12 protein-coding genes and 6 pseudogenes are annotated in these 16,971 nt (G+C 67.7%); 6 read left to right on the top strand and 12 right to left on the bottom strand.

What is annotated here, in order from left to right; genetic code table 11:
• Positions 1–57 precede the first annotated feature (57 nt).
• From G4G28_RS04140 to rsmB, 12 genes and pseudogenes are all read right to left on the bottom strand, one after another.
• A complete protein-coding gene (locus tag G4G28_RS04140; RefSeq protein WP_229508056.1) occupies positions 58–936 on the bottom strand; it encodes an ABC transporter permease in 879 nt (292 codons plus the stop codon).
• Positions 906–1,340: an ABC transporter permease gene (locus tag G4G28_RS25230; RefSeq protein ID WP_229507885.1), complete on the bottom strand. Its 435-nt coding sequence runs from the start codon at positions 1,338–1,340 to the stop codon at positions 906–908. The genes G4G28_RS04140 and G4G28_RS25230 overlap by 31 nt, the downstream gene beginning before the upstream one ends.
• 1 nt (position 1,341) lies before the next feature.
• Entirely contained in the window at positions 1,342–2,280 is a 939-nt protein-coding gene (locus G4G28_RS04135) for an ABC transporter ATP-binding protein (protein ID WP_183108075.1), read from the bottom strand.
• Positions 2,281–2,462: 182 nt separating this feature from the next.
• Complete coding sequence (locus tag G4G28_RS04130; RefSeq protein WP_308601793.1) at positions 2,463–3,437, bottom strand: HDOD domain-containing protein; 975 nt, start codon at positions 3,435–3,437, stop codon at positions 2,463–2,465.
• Positions 3,374–3,739, bottom strand: a complete 366-nt coding sequence (locus tag G4G28_RS27935) for a hypothetical protein (RefSeq protein WP_308601792.1) — start codon at positions 3,737–3,739, stop codon at positions 3,374–3,376. Before G4G28_RS27935 ends, G4G28_RS04130 begins: the two co-directional genes overlap by 64 nt.
• 95 nt (positions 3,740–3,834) lie before the next feature.
• Entirely contained in the window at positions 3,835–4,608 is a 774-nt protein-coding gene (locus tag G4G28_RS04125; RefSeq protein ID WP_182990948.1) for a class II glutamine amidotransferase, read from the bottom strand.
• A gap of 196 nt (positions 4,609–4,804) precedes the next feature.
• On the bottom strand, positions 4,805–5,062 hold the full coding sequence (locus tag G4G28_RS04120; RefSeq protein WP_027865841.1) for a DUF3567 domain-containing protein: 258 nt from the start codon (positions 5,060–5,062) through the stop codon (positions 4,805–4,807).
• 96 nt (positions 5,063–5,158) lie between these two features.
• Positions 5,159–5,515, bottom strand: coding sequence for a GTPase (locus G4G28_RS04115; RefSeq protein ID WP_182990947.1), 357 nt, complete (start codon positions 5,513–5,515; stop codon positions 5,159–5,161).
• Between the two features lie 80 nt (positions 5,516–5,595).
• Positions 5,596–6,312: pseudogene (locus G4G28_RS04110) on the bottom strand (response regulator).
• Between the two features lie 73 nt (positions 6,313–6,385).
• Positions 6,386–8,667: pseudogene (locus G4G28_RS04105) on the bottom strand (ATP-binding protein).
• A gap of 3 nt (positions 8,668–8,670) precedes the next feature.
• Positions 8,671–9,234, bottom strand: a complete 564-nt coding sequence (locus G4G28_RS04100) for a DUF4390 domain-containing protein (protein WP_229425444.1) — start codon at positions 9,232–9,234, stop codon at positions 8,671–8,673.
• Positions 9,235–9,394: 160 nt separating this feature from the next.
• Positions 9,395–10,730, bottom strand: a pseudogene (gene rsmB, locus G4G28_RS04095) (16S rRNA (cytosine(967)-C(5))-methyltransferase RsmB).
• Positions 10,731–11,178: 448 nt separating this feature from the next.
• On the opposite strand from rsmB, the gene argS reads away from it, so the two are divergent.
• The 6 genes and pseudogenes from argS to G4G28_RS04060 all read left to right on the top strand — a co-directional run bounded on the left by argS (position 11,179) and on the right by G4G28_RS04060 (position 16,788).
• A complete protein-coding gene (gene argS / locus G4G28_RS04090; RefSeq protein ID WP_182990942.1) occupies positions 11,179–12,927 on the top strand; it encodes an arginine--tRNA ligase in 1,749 nt (582 codons plus the stop codon).
• A 5-nt stretch (positions 12,928–12,932) separates the two neighbouring features.
• On the top strand, positions 12,933–13,652 hold the full coding sequence (locus G4G28_RS04085; RefSeq protein WP_182990941.1) for an SPOR domain-containing protein: 720 nt from the start codon (positions 12,933–12,935) through the stop codon (positions 13,650–13,652).
• Positions 13,653–13,813: 161 nt separating this feature from the next.
• Positions 13,814–14,485: a thiol:disulfide interchange protein DsbA/DsbL gene (locus G4G28_RS04080; RefSeq protein WP_182990940.1), complete on the top strand. Its 672-nt coding sequence runs from the start codon at positions 13,814–13,816 to the stop codon at positions 14,483–14,485.
• Positions 14,486–14,487: 2 nt separating this feature from the next.
• A pseudogene (locus G4G28_RS27740) lies at positions 14,488–15,277 on the top strand (SDR family oxidoreductase).
• Positions 15,274–16,042: pseudogene (locus tag G4G28_RS04065) on the top strand (biotin--[acetyl-CoA-carboxylase] ligase). The pseudogenes G4G28_RS27740 and G4G28_RS04065 overlap by 4 nt, the downstream one beginning before the upstream one ends.
• A pseudogene (locus G4G28_RS04060) lies at positions 16,042–16,788 on the top strand (type III pantothenate kinase). The pseudogenes G4G28_RS04065 and G4G28_RS04060 overlap by 1 nt, the downstream one beginning before the upstream one ends.
• Positions 16,789–16,971: the final 183 nt, after the last annotated feature.

Genomic DNA, 16,971 nt, shown 5'->3' with positions numbered 1-16,971 from the left:
CAGTACGCTAGTACGGCAAGACGGTGCAACGCCGGCATGAGGCGTTTTCAGGCGCTCTCAATCTTCTATACGGCGGAACTTCCATACGGCCAGCACCGCAAACAGCAAGGCAAAGCCCAGCTGCGCCGCCATCGCCGGCATCACCGCGTCCAGGTCGAGGCCGCGCCAGGTGACCGCGTCCAGCCCTTCCACCGCCCAGCGCGTCGGCACGGCCACCGAGGCCTTTTGCAGCCAGACCGGGAACATGAAGGACGGCATCCACGCGCCACCCAGCATCACCATCAGCAGCGTGGCGAACAGCGCCAGGCCGCGCGCCACCTCCGGCGTCTTGCCGAAGGCGGCAATCAGGACGCCGAAGCTGGCGGTAACCAGTGCAAAGCACAGCGCGACGCCGGCGAAACCGGCGACACTGGCGATCTCCACATCGAACACGAGCACGGCGAAGGCGAAGATCGCGCACATGACGCCAAAGGCGATCAGCGCGCTCGAGGCGGCGCGCGCCAGCAGCAGGGTCGACAGCGGCACGGGCGCGGCCAGCAGGCGGTTCCAGACGCCGCTGCGGCGCGCCTGCAGCAGGCCCGCCCCCATGTCGATGCCCATGAACAGCAGGAACTGCACGCCCATGCCGGCAAACGCATGGGCAAAGGCGTTGTAGCCCTCCGGGCCGGCGCGCTTGCCGCCGCCCACGCCTTCGTCGCTGGTGGTAAACGGCACCGACATCCCGCGCGCGGCGGCCGCGCCGTCGGTCGGCTGCGGCAAGGCCTGGTACTTCTGCACGCTGACGAGGATGTCGCGCAGCGCCAGCGTGTCAGCCGATTCCGGCTGTTCCTTCAGCATGGCCAGGTTGCGCTCGGTGGCTTCGCGGCCACCGGGGCCGCCGAACATCTCGCTCGATACCACCTGCATCACCTGCTGGGTGAGCATGCCCTTGACCATCGACAGCACGGCCGGCTGCGAGGGGTCGTACAGCAGGCCGATTTCCGGCTTCTCGGCCGGACCGAACAGGCGCCGCTGGCCGCTTCGCCAAAGCCCGCCGGGATGACGATGGCGGCCTTGCGTTCGCCCGTGCGCACCGCCTGGCGCGCCTGCTGCGCCGTCATGCGCACCAGCGCCAGGCCAGGGTCCGCTTCCAGGCCGGCGGCGATGGCTTTGGCGGTGCCGCTGTCGTCTTCCATCACCAGGGCCAGTTCGATGGCGCTGTTCTGCTTGTCGCCGCCGCCGAACAGGAAGCCGAAAAAGGTGGCGATGATGATCGGCAGCGCCAGGCTCACGAGCAGGGCGCGGCGGTCGTGCACGAACAGGATCAGGTCCTTGCGGACCAGGGCGAGAAAGGCGGTCATGTCAGTCGCGCAGGCTGCGTCCGGTAAGGTGAAGGAAGATGTCTTCGAGACGGGTGCGCGCGGTGGCGAAGCCCTGCGTGCGGCAGCTGGAACGGTCCAGCCAGCCCATCACCGGCAGGGCGTCGCTCTCGTGGGCCAGGCCGATCTCGAGGTGGGCGCCGTCGATGTGCACGCCCGTCACCCCGGACAATGCGCGCAGGCCGGCCAGCAATGCCGCCTCGGGCGGATCGATCAGTTCGACGTGCAGCGCGGCCTGCGATGGCAGGCGCCGCTGCAGGCCGGCCGGGGTGTCGTCGGCCAGCACCTTGCCGCCGTCGATGACGACGATGTGGTCGGCCAGGCGTTCGACTTCCTCCATGTAGTGGCTGGTGTAGACGAGCGCGCAGCCTTTGGCCTTCAGAGCTTCGAGGATGTCGAAGATGGCATTGCGGCTTTGCGGGTCGACGCCGACGGTGGGCTCGTCGAGGATCAAGAGGTCGGGCGCGTGCATCAGGGCGGCGGCGATGTTCAGGCGCCGCTTCATCCCGCCCGAGAAGGTGGCGGGCCGCTCGCGCGCGCGGTCGAGCAGGTTCACCTGCTCCAGCACCCGCGCGGCGCGCACCCGTGCTTCGCTCCGCCCGATGCCGTAGAGGGCGCCGAACAGCATCAGGTTGTCCTGGGCCGGCAAGTCCTCGTACAGCGCCAGGTCTTGCGGCACCAGCCCGATGCGGCGCTTGGCCGCGTTGACGCCGGGGCCGACGGCAACCCCGCCGAGGCGCACTTCGCCGGCATCCGGGCGCAGCAAGCCGCACAGCATGCCGACCGTGGTCGACTTGCCGGCGCCGTTCGGACCGATCAGGTCGAGCGTCTGGCCGGCGCGCAGGCGGAAGGACACGCCATCGACGGCGCGGCGCGCACCATAGGACTTGGCCAGCCCTGACACTTCCAGCAGCATTTCCATCACACCTCTGTTTATCTCGTTCGTCTGCGCGCGGCGGCGCCACCGGCGGTGGCCAGAGCGCCCCACAAAACCTTCAGAGCAAGGCGCGTCGTCGCAGACAGTACAACAGTACGGCGAGGCGACGCAACGCTGGGCTGGAGGGCGCGCGCATCGCGCGTGCGGCTTCACCTTGGTGAGGCGCTCTACAGCGCGTAGCGCACCACCTGCTCGCTCCACTCGAAAGCCGCCATCTCCAGTTCCGCCAGGTCGTCGCCGCTGGCGGCCAGTTCGCGCAGTGCCGGCAGCACGTCGCCGCCCTCTTCCATCTGTTCGAAAGACTCGGCCAGGCGCAGCAATTCGCCGAAGAAGCCGGTGCGGCGCAGCAGCGCGTCCGCCACCTCGTCGCTCACCCCCATCTGTTCGGCCAGGTCCGCCATCGGCACGCAAAACAGCGTGTCCATCAGGGAGGTGATACCGACCGTGAAGGCGATGTCGGCCACCTGGCGCTGACCAGGGCGCAGGCGCTGGGCCAGCAATTCCATCAGGCGCGCACGGGTACTGGCCAGCATCAGAAGAGGCGTATGGCCGGGCCCGCGCGTGCCCGGCTCGGCATAAAGCATGATCTGCAGCCAGCGCTGCAGTTGGCGCCGTCCGAGCACGAGCAGGGCCTGGCTGAGCGAATCGATACGCTGACGCAGGCCGGCCGCCGGCGTGTTGACGATCCGCAGCAGGTTGATCGAGAGCGTCATGTCGCGCTTGATCGCACGTTCGATGTCGATATTGTCGACGTCGGACATGACCAGGTTCATCAGCTCGACCAGGGCTTGCTGCGAGGGCGACAGCTTGCGTCCGGTAAGTACCGAGGGCCGCGCGAAATAGAAGCCCTGGAAGTAATCGAAGCCGAGGTCGAGGCAGGTCTTGTACTCGGCCTGGCTTTCGACCTTCTCCGCGATCAGGCGCTTGCCCGTGCCGCGCAGGCGCGGCACCAGCGCCAGCATCGTCGCCGCCGGCATCGCACGCAGGTCGACCTTGACGAAGTCGATGAGCGGCAACAGTTGGCCCAGGCGGCTGCCATGGCGTGATGCTTCGGCGGCGAAACGGAAACCGTGTCCGGTCAGCTCGGCCAGGCGCCACAGCACCGGCTCGCTTGCCTCCACCGTGCCCACCAGTTCGAGCACGGTGCGCTCGCGCGCGGCAGGAAGGCGAAGATGTCGCTCATCAGCACTTCGGTGTCGACATTCAGGAAGGCCTGGGCATCGCCCACCGCGCGCGCCAGGCCGAGCTGGGCGGCGTGGGCGAGGACGCCGGCGCTGGCCGACAGGTCGGAATCGATGTCGGCTTCGTTTGCCGAGGTATTGCGGAACAGGAGTTCGTAACCGAAGAGCGCTCCGTTGCGGTCGAGCAGCGGCTGGCGCGCCAGGAAGAAATTGCGCAGCTGGAGAGGCTGGGATGCCTGGTCGAGGCTGGCGGTATCGGTCATTGCGGTCCGGTGGTCAGGTAGAGCCGATCACTCTACCTGATTCTCGGCAATTAGTGGCTTTTCGGCATCGACGTGCACGAAAAAAGTGCCCGGCACTAGGCCGGCGCGACCGGCGCCCCGTCCACGAACACCAGCAATTCACCCGCCGCGAATGGCGTCCAGGTTTCGTTGGTGGTGAGTGGCTCGGTGACGATGATGGCGACGCGGTCGTTCGGCGTCGTCACCTGGGAAAAGTCGACCGACAGGTCTTCGTCGGACAGGCAGGCGGCGGTGAACGGATACTGGCGCACCACGTAGCACAGCTTGGTGGAGCAATGCGCGAACAGCGCCCTGCCGTCGGACAGCATCATGTTGAAGGTGCCGTAATCCGAGACAGCCTGTACCAGTTCCGCGAGCGCGGCGCGCAGGGCCGGCAGCGCGGGGGGCATGTCGCCGAAGCGGCGCCGCAATTCCTGCAGCAGGAAGCAGAAGGCCAGTTCGCTGTCGGTGGTGCCGACCGGGCGGAAGGCGCCGTCCAGGTTCGGCTGGAACTCCTTGAGGTCGCCATTGTGGGCAAAGACCCAGTAGCGGCCCCAGAGTTCGCGCACGAAGGGGTGACAGTTCTCGAGCGCGACCCTGCCCTGCGTGGCCTTGCGGATATGGGCGATGACGTTGGTGGACTTGATCGGGTAACGCTTGATCAGCTCGGCGATCGGCGAGGCGATGGCGGCCTGGTGATCGACGAAGTGGCGTACGCCGGCGCCTTCGAAAAAGGCGATGCCCCAGCCGTCGTGGTGGGTATCGGTGCGGCCGCCGCGGTGGGCGAAGCCGGTGAAGGAAAACACAATGTCGGTCGGGACATTGCAGTTCATTGCAAGCAGTTGGCACATGGCAGGCAGCTTACCATGGCGCGGGTTCGCGGAGGGGCGGCGCGGGCGGCGTGGACTCACGATGGCCCGCGCGGGGCATGGACCTGCGGGCTGCAGGTGGGGCGGCAGGGCGGGCACGGCGCCGGGTGCGCCTGCGTCCTGTTGGAGGTCCCTGGCCCTTCTTGTGTCTGGCTCTCCTGGTGGGTGGACGGACTGCTTAGTGCAGCACGACCGGCTGGCTCATCAGGGTGTCGTAGGAGCCCAGGAAATCGTCGATTTCCTCCATGGTCGGCTCGCTGGCGATGAGATTGTTCACATCGCGACGGAACGATTGTGCCAGTTTGCCGCCGATGAACGCTTCGCGACGGCCGGCTTTGTCGACGATCTCGTAACCGCCGAAGCGCAGGGCTTCGAGGTCGCGATCGACGCCAAATTCGACGACGCTGTACTGTTCGCTGTTGTAGATCATGTTCATGATGACTCCTTCTCTCGGTCAGTGTTGGACCAGTCGCGCGGCGGCGGGCGGCTGGCTTTCGACTTCATTGAAGAGGTGGGGGTCGCCCACCCGATTTCAAGAGTCGAGGTCAGGCGTAAGAGCCAACAGCTGATCGTATGGCGCGGTGCTCAACCACGATCTCAACTGGTCAAGATGCTCCGCGCTCGCCACGCCGATGAACAGGCGCGCCGGTCGCTGGCGCAACAGACGATTCAATGTAACACGCATCACGAGATTCCCGGCGCAGCAAAGGCACCCCGGAGCAATGCGTGAAATCAGGAGATTTTCAGAAGATTCGAAGGGGGAAGTGCCACTTGGCATGCCTTCAAGGAGGATAGCGACGCGATCTTCGCGCAAATCCGGTAATTCCAGCGCTTGTGCAATCGCCGCTTCGCGACGGGCGGCGTCGGGGCCGACAACCAGAGTAGTCATCGTCCGACGAACTGACGAGACAGCGGAAGATGAGACCGACGGGGCCGCGGGCGAGGAGCCGCCCTGCCCCGTCTCCTCCATCATCCGCCGCGTTTGCCCAGCTTGCCCGGTTCGACGCCGAGCTGCTTGAGCTTGCGGTACAGGTGGGTGCGCTCGAGGCCGGTCTTTTCGGCCACGCGCGTCATGCTGCCGCCTTCGCGGCCGAGGTGGTGTTCGAAATACATGCGTTCGAAGGCGTCGCGCGCCTCGCGCAGCGGCAGGTCGAACGAGCGTGTAGCCCGGGTCTCGCCATGGCCGACCACGCCGACCCCGGCGCCGTTCAGGGGCGCCGCCATCGGCTGGCCGCGTACATGGGCGCGCTGGCAGGGGCGGCTTCGATGCTCGGGGCCGCCATCACGGGGCGCGGCGGCGGCACCGGGGCGCGTGCCACTTCCGGGCGCGGGTCAGGCCCTGCTGCACGGCTTTCAGCAGCTTTTGCAGCGCGATCGGCTTTTCCAGAAATTCAGGGCGCCGATGCGGGTGGCCTCGACGGCCGTGTCGATGGTGGCGTGGCCCGACATCATGATGACCGGCATGGTCAGCAAGCCGTCGCGCTGCCACTCCTTGAGCAGGGTGACGCCGTCGGTGTCGGGCATCCAGATATCGAGCAGGACCAGGTCCGGCGCGCCGGCCGCGCGCGCTTCCCGTGCCTGCTGCGCGTTCTCCGCCAGCGTGATTGCATGACCTTCGTCTCCCAGGATTTCCGAGAGCAGCTCGCGGATGCCCATTTCATCATCAACTACGAGTATGTTTGCCATCGTTCGCTTTCCGCCTCCACCCGTTATCCAGTCGTCAATGCAGCTGATATTCAGGCGTGATTCTATGCCCGTTTTACACTTCGGCCAAGTTCGCCTCTTGTGCTAACTTTAACAGCAAAATGAATACTGACGCGCCAGAACCGTCCGGACGGTTCTGGATATCGATGCGGCCACCGTGCTCATCGATAATCTTCTTCACCATCGGCAGGCCGAGGCCGGTGCCGCGGGCTTTCGAGGTGACGTAGGGTTCGAAGGCGCGGGCGAGGATTTTCGGGGCGAATCCAGGGCCGTTGTCGAGGATGGCAAGGCGTACGGCGGTCCCGGCCGTGCCGTCCGCCCCGGTGTAGTGGATGATCTCGGTGGCGACGTCGATGCGCGGAGAAGGCGCGCCCGGCGCGCGGTCCGCAAAGGCGTCCTGGGCGTTCTGCAGCAGGTTGTGGATCACCTGGCGCAGCTGGGTCGCGTCGCCCATCACGCGCGGCAGGTTCGGTTCCAGCGCCGCATGGATGATGTCGGACGCGTCCTCGGCCAGGTACAGGTTCAGGATTTCGCCGATCAGGTCGTTCAAATCAAGCGGTTCGAGCACCGCCGGCGGCGTGCGCGCATAGTCGCGGAAGTCGTCGACCATGCGCTTCATGGCGTCGACCTGGTTGACGATGGTGGTCGTGGCGCGCTCGAGCAGCGCCTTGTCGCCCGCTTCCAGGCGGTCGGCCAGCTTCATCTGCAGGCGTTCGGCCGACAGCTGGATCGGGGTCAGCGGGTTCTTGATCTCGTGCGCCAGGCGCCGCGCCACTTCGCCCCAGGCCACCGAGCGCTGTGCCGAAATCACGTCCGAGATATCGTCGAACACCACGATGAAGCCGCTGCCCACCCCCACCGGCAGGCGCGAGCCGCGCGCCAGCAGGGTCGTGTCGTGGTCTTCGCCGGCGGCGCGGCGCGGGATTTCGATCTGCTGCTGCCAGTGCGTCCGCTGGCGCGCGGTGCCCGCGGCCGACTGCGCGCTCTGCGTCGAGAAGGCACGGGTGACGGCGTTGGCGAAATTCTCCGGCCTTCGATCTTGTTCAGCGGCCCGTGCAAATTGCAGTGTTCCATCTGCAGGATGCGGCAGGCGGCGTCGTTCGAGTTGACCACTGTCCCCTCGGCGTCGAGCACGAGCACGCCCGCCGACATGTTGGCCAGCACCGACTCCAGGTGGGCCTTGGCGCTTTGCAGCGCTGCGCGGTTGCGTTCGACCGCGCTCCTGGCCTCGAACAGCTGGCCGGTCATGGCATTGAAGGATTGGGTCAGGGTACCGAGTTCGTCGCTGGTTTCGACGATCGGGCGCGGCGACAGGTCGCCCTCGGCCACGGCTTGCGTGCCCTCGGCCAGCACCAGCAGCGGCTGCGCCAGGTTGCCGGCGATGAGCACCGCGCTGCCGATGGCGCCGAAAATGGCCAGCAGCAGCGTCAGCGTCAGGGTGTGCAGGTACATGCGGCGCAGGCTGTCGCGCGACCAGGAGCGCTGCTGGTATTCGCTGTAGGCGCTTTTCAGCACGGCCGCGTTCGAGGCCAGGTTGACCGGCACCGCCTGCATCACCTGCAGGTAGCGCGGCGCCGCACCGGGCGGCTCGGGCACGGCCAGCACCACGCGCAGGCGCAGGCCGGTGGCGGCGTCGAGACCGTTCGCCTCGCCGTTGGCGCCCTCGCGGAAATCGAGTTCGATGCCCCCTTCGGCGCGCGCATAGCCGCCCGGCATGCCGGCCTGGCGCACCATCTGCGGGTTCGGCAGGTCGGCCGTGAGGTCGGCACGGCGGTCCTGGCTGGCGCTGGCCACCAGCTTGCCGCTGGCATCGAGCAGCATCGCGCTCTGCATGCCTTCGGTGTCGCTCACCAGCTGCGACAGCGTCATCTGGGCGCCGACGTCATCCTGGCCGGACAGGGTTGCCGCCACGGTCTGGGCACTGTTGCCCAGTTCGCCCAGCGCCTCGTCGAGCGCGGCATGGCCGAGGTTCAGGCCGGACTGCAGGGCGGACTCGATCTTGACGTCGAACCAGGATTCGATCGAATGGGAGACGAACTGCACCGACACCATGAAGATGATCAGGCCGGGCAGGATGCCGATGCCGGCAAAGAGCAGCACCAGCCGCGCCATCAGGCGCGAACCGAAGCGCCCCGCCTTGTAGCGCGAATACAGGCGCCCGAGGGCGACCAGCACCAGGATCAGGAGCAGGAAGGCGATCGTCGCGTTCAGGCCCAGCAGCCAGGCATAGTAGCGCTGGAAGAAGCCCGAGTTGTCCGAGGCCGAGGCGAGCAGGAACAGCAGGATCGAGACGATCGCCCCGCCGACCACCAGCGCGTAGCGCATGGCCTGGTTCACGGCTTACTCCGCACGGTAGGTGAAGGTCTTCCAGTTCGAAGCCAGGCGCCAGTCCGAATTGCCGAAGGCATTGACCTGCAGCGGCTTTTGCAGCAGGTCGCGGTCCATGTACATGCGCAGGCTGACCTCGTAGGTCTCGCCGTGCTTGAGAGCCCCTTTCGGTGCAATCAGCCAGCGGCTCGGACGCCGGATCTGGAACATGGCTTCGTCGAGGGTCTGGTAGGTCTGCTGGACGCTGCCGCCGACCGACACATAATACTGGCGCAGCAGCACGTCGTAGGAGATGCTGACCGTGCGCCGGGTGGACACGGCGCGGTCGTCGCGCCAGTACCAGCGCGGGCGGGTCAGTTCGATCTCGGTCGTGAAGAACAGCTTGACGCCGTGCTGCAGGGCGTCTTCCAGGTCGCGATTGAGGTCGAATGCGTAATTGGCGCCGAGGCGGTAACCCTCGTCGGTCGCCTCGATTTTCGCCAGCGTGATCTCGATCCCGTCGGCCGCCTGCGCCGTTGCGCACGCGAAGACCAGCAGCAGCTGGCAGGCGAGGAGGCGGAAGAATCGTAATGTCACAGGTGGGCCGGAACCTAAATTAATTGAGCGCAGAGCGTGTTTAAAAATCGCCATGGCCGCGTTGCATCGTCTCGCCGTACCAAGGTACTGTCTTCGACGATGCGTCGGTGGGCCGCATCCCCTGCCCTGACGAGCGTTAAACAAGCTTGCGTGTGAAAAGTTACGCCACGCGCTTGTGGAACAGGGCATAGAACAGCCCGTCATGATCCAGCCCGGCGCCGCTCGTGGGGAGCAGCTGGCCCGGCGCGTCAAGGCGGATGGCGTCCTCATGGCGGGCCGCAAAGGCGGCCGCCTGCGCCTCCGACTCCTGGGGCCAGAGCGAACATGTCACAAACAGCAATTTACCATCGGGCAGCAGCATCTGCCAAAGATTGTCGAGTATCTGCGCGGAAAGTGTTGTAAGTTGGCGCGTGTCGGTCTTGCGGCGCAGCCAGCGGATATCCGGGTGGCGCCGCACGATGCCCGACGCCGTGCACGGCACGTCGGCCAGGATACGATCGTATTGACGGCCATCCCACCAGCCGGCCGCCTGCGCTTCGGCCGCCACCAGCGTCGCCTGCAGGCCGAGACGGCCGAGGTTGTCGCCCACGCGCGCCAGGCGCTGCGGGTCGGCGTCGACCGAGGTCAGCTCGACGTCGGCGCTCTCGAGGATATGGCCGCTCTTGCCGCCGGGCGCCGCGCAGGCGTCGAGCACGCGCATGCCCTCACGCAGGTCGAGCAGCGGCGCGGCGAGCTGGGCGCCGGCGTCCTGCACCGACACCAGGCCCTCATGGAAACCGGGAATCTGCGCCACGTTGGTCGCCTGCTTCAGGCGCAGTGCGGTCGGCCCGACCACGTCGGCTTCGAAACCGGCATCGGCCAGGCGTCCCGTGTAGTCCTCCACCGAAGTCTTGCGCGTATTGACGCGCAGCGTCAGCGGCGGATGGGTGTTGCCGGCCGCGAGGATGGCTTCCCAATCGCGCGGATAGGCGGCGCGGGTGGCGTCGATCCACCATTGCGGGTAGTTCCACTGCGCCAGCGGCTGCTGCAGCGCGCCGGCGACGAGCTGTTCGCGCTCGCGCAGGAAGCGGCGCAGCACGGCGTTGACCATCGCCTTGGCATGGGCGAAATCGGGGTGGCTCGCGGCCGCGTTGACCGCCTGGTCGACCACGGTGAAGGCCTCATAAGGAGCACTCTCCCCTTCCGGCGGATCGAGCAGTACCAGCGCGCAGCACAGCAGGCCGGCCAGCATCGGTGCGTCCGGCGCCTTGCTCGTCATCTGGCCGAGCAGGGTCTCGGCGCGGCCGAGCCCGCGCATGCTGCGGTAGGCCAGGTCCCTGGATCGCGCCGCGCGTTTGAGGAGCAGCGTCATAGGCCTTGAACACGGTAGCGAGCGCCTGGGGCAGCGCGGTACCGGCGCGCACCCGTGCCACCGCCGCGGCGGCGCCCAGCAGCGCCAGCGCCAGCGAGTCGCCCGACAGCGCGGGACGGTAGTCGAGCTGGAACTGCTGCTTCATTTCATGGCTTGGACGGGGCGCCTCGGCGCGCGCTGCCGGCGCGCGGGCGGCTGGGGGCCTAGCCTCGGACGGGCCTGCCTGAGCGGGCGCGGCCGGCTTGGCTGCCGGCTTCGGCGTGGTGGCCTGGGCCCGGGCCTGCGGCCTGGCGTGCTGCGCCGCCGGGTTGGCGACCGGTCGCGGAGCGGGCTTGGCGCCGCTGCGGGCCTTGGGCTTGATGGAGAGCGTGGGGCGCTTGTCGGTCATGATGGCGGGCAGGTACGGTAAAGACCCGCATTGTACCGGCTCCACCTTTGGCCGGGCTTAAACAGCCGGCCAGGGACGGGCGCCAGCGCCACAACCGGAAGCCCCGGGCATATTCGGCGCTGCAGCAAACCAGTATAATGAACCACTGTTTGCCGTGGCCGCGGCCACCGCCCTGCTGAACTTATCGACTTCACCCTCCGAACCTATGCTCGCCCAACAAAAACAAGAAATCGTCGCCCTGTTCCAGGCCGCCCTCGCGCCGATCGTTGCCGGCAGCGATCTGACGCCGAATATCGTGCTGGAACGCCCGCGCGACCCGGCCCATGGCGACATCGCCTGCAACGTCGCCATGCAGCTGGCCAAGCCCCTGAAAACCAACCCGCGCGAGCTGGCCACGCGCCTGGTCGCCGCCCTGCTGGCCGAGCCGGGCGCTGCCGGCCTGGTGGAATCGGCGGACGTCGCCGGTCCCGGCTTCATCAACCTGCGCGTGGCCGCCAGCGCCAAGCAGTCGGTGGTGCGCACCATCCTGCAGACCGGCGAAGCTTTTGGGCGCGGCCAGTCCGGCGCCGGCCACCATGCCATCCTCGAATTCGTCTCGGCCAACCCGACCGGCCCGCTGCACGTCGGCCACGGCCGCCAGGCCGCGCTGGGGGATGCCCTGGCCAGCCTGTTCGAGTCGCAGGGCCATGAAGTCACCCGCGAGTTCTACTACAACGATGCCGGCGTCCAGATCGCCACGCTCGCCAACTCGGTGCAGGCGCGCGCACGCGGCTTCAAGCCGGGCGACGAGCAATGGCCCGAGTCGGCCTACAACGGCGACTACATCGCCGAGATCGCCGCCGACTTCCTGGCGAAGAAAACCGTCGCGGCCAGCGACGGCGAGCCGGCCACCGCCAGCGGTGACGTGAACGACCTCGACTCGATCCGCCGCTTCGCCGTCACCTACCTGCGCAACGAGCAGGACCAGGACCTGCAGGCCTTCGGCGTCAAGTTCGACAATTATTACCTCGAATCCTCGCTCTACGCCGACGGCAAAGTGGAGCAGGCCGTGCAGGCCCTGGTCGACGCCGGCGTCACCTACGAGCAAGATGGCGCGCTGTGGCTGAAAACCACTGATTATGGCGACGACAAGGACCGCGTGATGCGCAAGTCCGACGGCACGTTTACCTATTTCGTGCCGGACGTGGCCTACCACATGCAGAAGTTCCGCCGCGGCTTCGACCAGGCCATCAACATCCAGGGCAGCGACCACCACGGCACCATTGCCCGCGTGCGCGCCGGCCTGCAGGCCGTGAACATCGGCATCCCGCAGGGCTACCCTGACTACGTGCTGCACAAGATGGTCACCGTCATGAAGGGCGGCGAAGAGGTCAAGATCTCCAAGCGCGCCGGTTCCTATGTCACCGTGCGCGACCTGATCGAATGGTCGGGCGGCGGCGACATCACCCGCGGCCGCGACGCGGTGCGCTTCTTCCTCATCTCGCGCAAGGCCGATACCGAATTCGTGTTCGACGTCGACGTCGCCCTCAAAACCTCGGACGAAAACCCGGTCTATTATGTGCAGTACGCCCACGCGCGCATCTGCTCGGCCCTGGCCAACTGGGGCGGCGACGAAGCGCAGCTGGCGAACGTCGACCTGTCGGGCTTGACCACGCCGCACGAAGCGAGCCTGCTGTCGAAGCTGGCCGCGTATCCGGAGATGCTGCAGCGTGCCCAGGCCGAACTCGGCCCGCACCAGGTGGCCTTCTACCTGCGCGAACTGGCCGGCGAACTGCACAGCTACTATTTCGCGCACAAGTGGCTGCTCGACGGCGACGAGCCGCTCAAGCTGGCACGCCTGGCGCTGGCCACCGCGACGCGCCAGGTGCTGCGCAACGGCCTGGCCCTGATCGGCGTCTCGGCACCGGTCAAGATGGAACGCAACCCTACCGAACCACAAGAGCAAGACGAGTAAACGCGATGACCGCTATCACCCGCATCCCTTCCCTGCGCCTGCAACGCGGCAGTACCCTGACCGGCATCATCATCGGCCTGATTATCGGGCTGGGGATCGCGGTGGCGGTCGCCCTGATGATCACCAAGGGCACCTCGCCCTTCACCGACCGTTCCACGAAAATGGGACGGCCGGCCGACCTCGAACCGAGCCAGGCCAACGATCCGAACAAGCCGATGTACGGCAACCGCGACGCCGCGCGCGAAGCGGCGCGCCAGCTGGCCGAACGCGAAGCCAAGCAGGCAGCAGCCGCCGCCGCGACCGCCACGACGCCGGCGCCGGCGCCGGCCGCCGCCACCGACGCCGACCCGCTCGGCCAGGCGATTGCCGGCATGACCGAGGCGGGCAGCGCCAAGCCGGCGGCAGCCGCTGCTCCAGCTCCCGCTCCGGCGGCGGCGCCTGCCGGTGCGCCGGCTGCAGCCACCCCGGCCGCCGCGGGCGCGGACGAGAAATACATCTATTACTTGCAGGCGGGCGCCTTCCGCGAGATGTCCGATGCCGAGGCCACCCGGGCCAAGCTGGCCTTGCTGGGTTTCGAGGCGGCGATCAGCGATCGCAGCAGCGACAGCGGCGTGCTGCACCGGGTGCGCCTGGGGCCGTTCAACCAGGTCGAAGCCGTGAACAAGGCGCGGGCGAAGCTGCTCGACAGCGGTATCGACGTCGCCATCGTCCGCAATACCAGATAGGTCCTTGATAAACCTACTGCGCGTCGGATTGTCGGCCTGCGATGCTCCGCACCGGCGGACCGGCTGTACTACTCGTACAGCTGCGCTTCTCGGCCAACACTCCTTCCGCTCGCTACGGTTTCTCAAGGCCCCGTGACGTTCCTGACTAGATAAGGAAAACCATGAATTTGCTTCGTCGTTTGTTCGTTACCACTGCATTCTTCGCCCTGAGCGGTGCCGCTTTTGCCGCACCCGTTGTTCCGGCCCAGGGTGTGCACTACCAAGTGCTGCCGCAGCAGGTCAATCCGATGGCGGGCAAGCAGGTGGAGGTGATCGAGTTCTTTGCGTATTACTGCCCGCATTGCAATGTGTTCGAGCCGCTGCTGGCGGAATGGGTCAAGAAGCAGGGCAGCAATATCGTGTTCAAGCGCGTGCACGTGGCCGGTGGGCCGCGCGTGCTGCCGCAGCAGAAGCTGTTCTATACGCTCGAGGCGCTGGGACTGCTCGAGCAGTACCATGCGCGTGCGTTCGCGGCCATCCACGAGCAGGACCAGCGCTTTGCCAACGACAAGGAAGTGCTCGACTGGGCCGCAAAGGCCGGGATCGACCGCGCCCGCTTCGCCAGCGCCTATAACTCCTTCGGCGTGCAGGCCCAGGTGCGCCGTGCCGGCACCATGATGAACGAGTACCGCGTCGACCACTGGCCGATGGTGGTCATCGATGGCCGCTTTGTCACCTCGCCGTCGATGGCCAATCCGGAAGGCTCGAGCGCCCGTACCGAGACCGAGCAGCAGCAGGTCGCGCTGCAGGTGATGGACACCCTGGTGGCGAAAGCCAAAGCGGACAAGAAATAAGCATGGACGCCGGGACCGCCGAGCGCGTCTTCATCACCGGCGCCTCCAGCGGCATCGGCGCGGCGCTGGCGCGCGAGTACGCGGCGCGCGGCGCCACGCTCGGCCTGCTGGCCCGGCGCGGCGATGCCCTCGCTGCGCTGGTCGCCACCCTCCCCCATCCGGAACGCCACCGCACCTATGCGGTCGATGTCTGCGACCATGCGGCGCTGGCGGCCGCCGGTGCCGACTTCTGGCGGAGATGAACGGCGCCGACATCGTCATCGCCTGCGCCGGCATTTCGCATGGCACGCTGACTGAACGTCCCGAGGACTTGCCGGTCTTCGAGGCGGTGTTCGCCACCAACGTCACCGCCACGGTCGCCACCTTCGCCCCCTTTATCCCGGCCATGCGCGAGCAGCAGAGGGCCGGCGTCGGCTGGTGGCGATCGGCAGCGTCGCCGGGGTACGCGGCATGCGCGGCGCGGGCGCCTACTGTGCGTCGAAAGCGGCGGTACATGCCTATTGCGAGTCGCTGCGCCTCGAGCTGAAACGCTCGGGCATCCGCGTCGTCACCATCGCGCCCGGCTATATCGCGACCCCCATGACCAGCAACAACCCCTTCCCCATGCCTTTCCTGATGCCGGCCGAGCGCTTCGCGGCCGCAGCAGTCCGTGCCATCGCGCGCGGCGACAGCTACCGCGTCCTGCCGTGGCAGATGGGCGCCGTCGCCGCCTTGCTGCGCGCCCTGCCGAACCGCGTCTTCGATGCGCTGTTCTCGCGCGCGCCGACCAAGCGCCGCAAGGGGGCCGCATGAACGCAGCCGACATCGCGGCCCGATCGGTTTCAGGCGTCGCGGTCGAGGTGGTCGAGGAAACCGGCTCCACCAATGCCGACCTGCTGGCCCGCGCGGCAAGCTTGAGCGGACCGCTGCTGCTGGTGGCACGCCACCAGACCGCCGGCCGTGGCCGGGCCGGGCGCAGCTGGTTGTCTTCAAACGAAGGCTCGCTCACCTTCTCGCTGGCCTGGCATTGTGCGGGCGGCTTGCCGCGCCTGGCCGGCCTGCCGCTGGCAGTCGGCGTGGCGCTGGCCGAAACGCTCGAACGCCTTGGCGTGCAGGTGCAGCTGAAGTGGCCGAACGACGTGCTGCGCGACGGCGACAAGCTGGCCGGCATCCTGATCGAGACGCAAGCCGCACCCCAGGGGCGGTACCTGGGCCGTGATCGGTATCGGCCTGAACCTCCTGATGCCGGACGAGCTGGAAGCGCGCATCGGCCGCCCGACTGCCTCGCTGCCCTGGCTGGCGCAAATGGACCGCTCCACGCTGCTCGCCGCCCTGCTCGACGGCCTGGCCTCGAACCTGCGCGAGTTCGAGGCGGCCGGTTTCGCCGCCTTTTGCGCGCGCTGGAACCTGCGCCATGCCTGGCAGGGCGAGCTGGTGACCATCCTCGATGGCGGCGCCGTGATGCAGGAGGGTATAGCTGCCGGGGTCGACGAGGCCGGGCGCCTGCTGCTCGACAGCGCGGCGGGGCGCAGCGCCGTGCTGGCGGGCGACGTGTCGCTGCGCGTGAAGGGCGCCTGATGCTGCTGCTGATCGACGCCGGCAATACCCGGGTGAAATGGGCACTGGCCGCACCCGGCGCGCCCCTTGGCGACTGGATCGAACAGGGCGCGGCCCTGCATGCCGACCTGGACGCGGTGGCAAGCAGCTGGCAGGCGCGCGGCACCACGCGTGCGCTGGTGTCGAACGTGGCCGGCGCCGCGCTGCGCGCACGCCTGGCGCAGCTGCTCGGCACGGTCGACACCGAGTGGTTCGCATCGAACGCACGCCGCGCCGGAGTGGAAAACGGCTACCGCGAACCGGAGCGCCTCGGCTGCGACCGTTTCGCCGCGGCCATCGGCGCGCGCGCTGGTCCCTGGCCGGCCGCTGGTGGTGGCTACCTGCGGCACCGCGACCACGGTCGACGCGGTCAGCGCCGAGGGCCGCTTCATCGGCGGCATGATCCTGCCGGGACTGGCATTGATGGCCGGCGCGCTGGCGAGGAATACCGCCCAGCTGCCGCAGGCGACCCCGGTGCGACGCCGCCACCGCTGTTCGCCGACAATACGAACGACGCCATCGTCTCGGGCTGCCTGTCGGCCCAGAACCGGGGCGATCGAGCGCGCGCTGGCGGCACACGGCGGCCAGGACGCGGCATCCTGCGTGCTGTCGGGGGCGCGGCCCCGTATATCGCTCCCGCCCTCAAGGTGGAGCACAGGATGGTCGATAATATCGTGCTGGTGGGCCTGCACGCGGTGGTGCGGTCCGAGTCCGCATACGGAGGATAGGTTTTGTTGAGATTCGTTTTCTGGGCTTTGCTGTGCGCCAACGTGGTGCTGTTCGCACTGGGCCGCGGGCTGCTCGGCAGTGTGGACGCCGAAGTGCGCGAGCCGGCGCGCCTGCGCAACCAGCTGGCCGCCAACCGCCTGGTGCTGCTGAGCGGCGCCCAGGCGCAGGCTGCGGCCGACACC

It is taken from the genome of Massilia sp. Dwa41.01b (genome assembly GCF_014171775.1).
Taxonomy (GTDB): domain Bacteria; phylum Pseudomonadota; class Gammaproteobacteria; order Burkholderiales; family Burkholderiaceae_D; genus Telluria.
The sequence above is the reverse complement of the archived record's forward strand: the minus strand, read 5'-3'. Positions and strand labels throughout refer to the sequence as shown.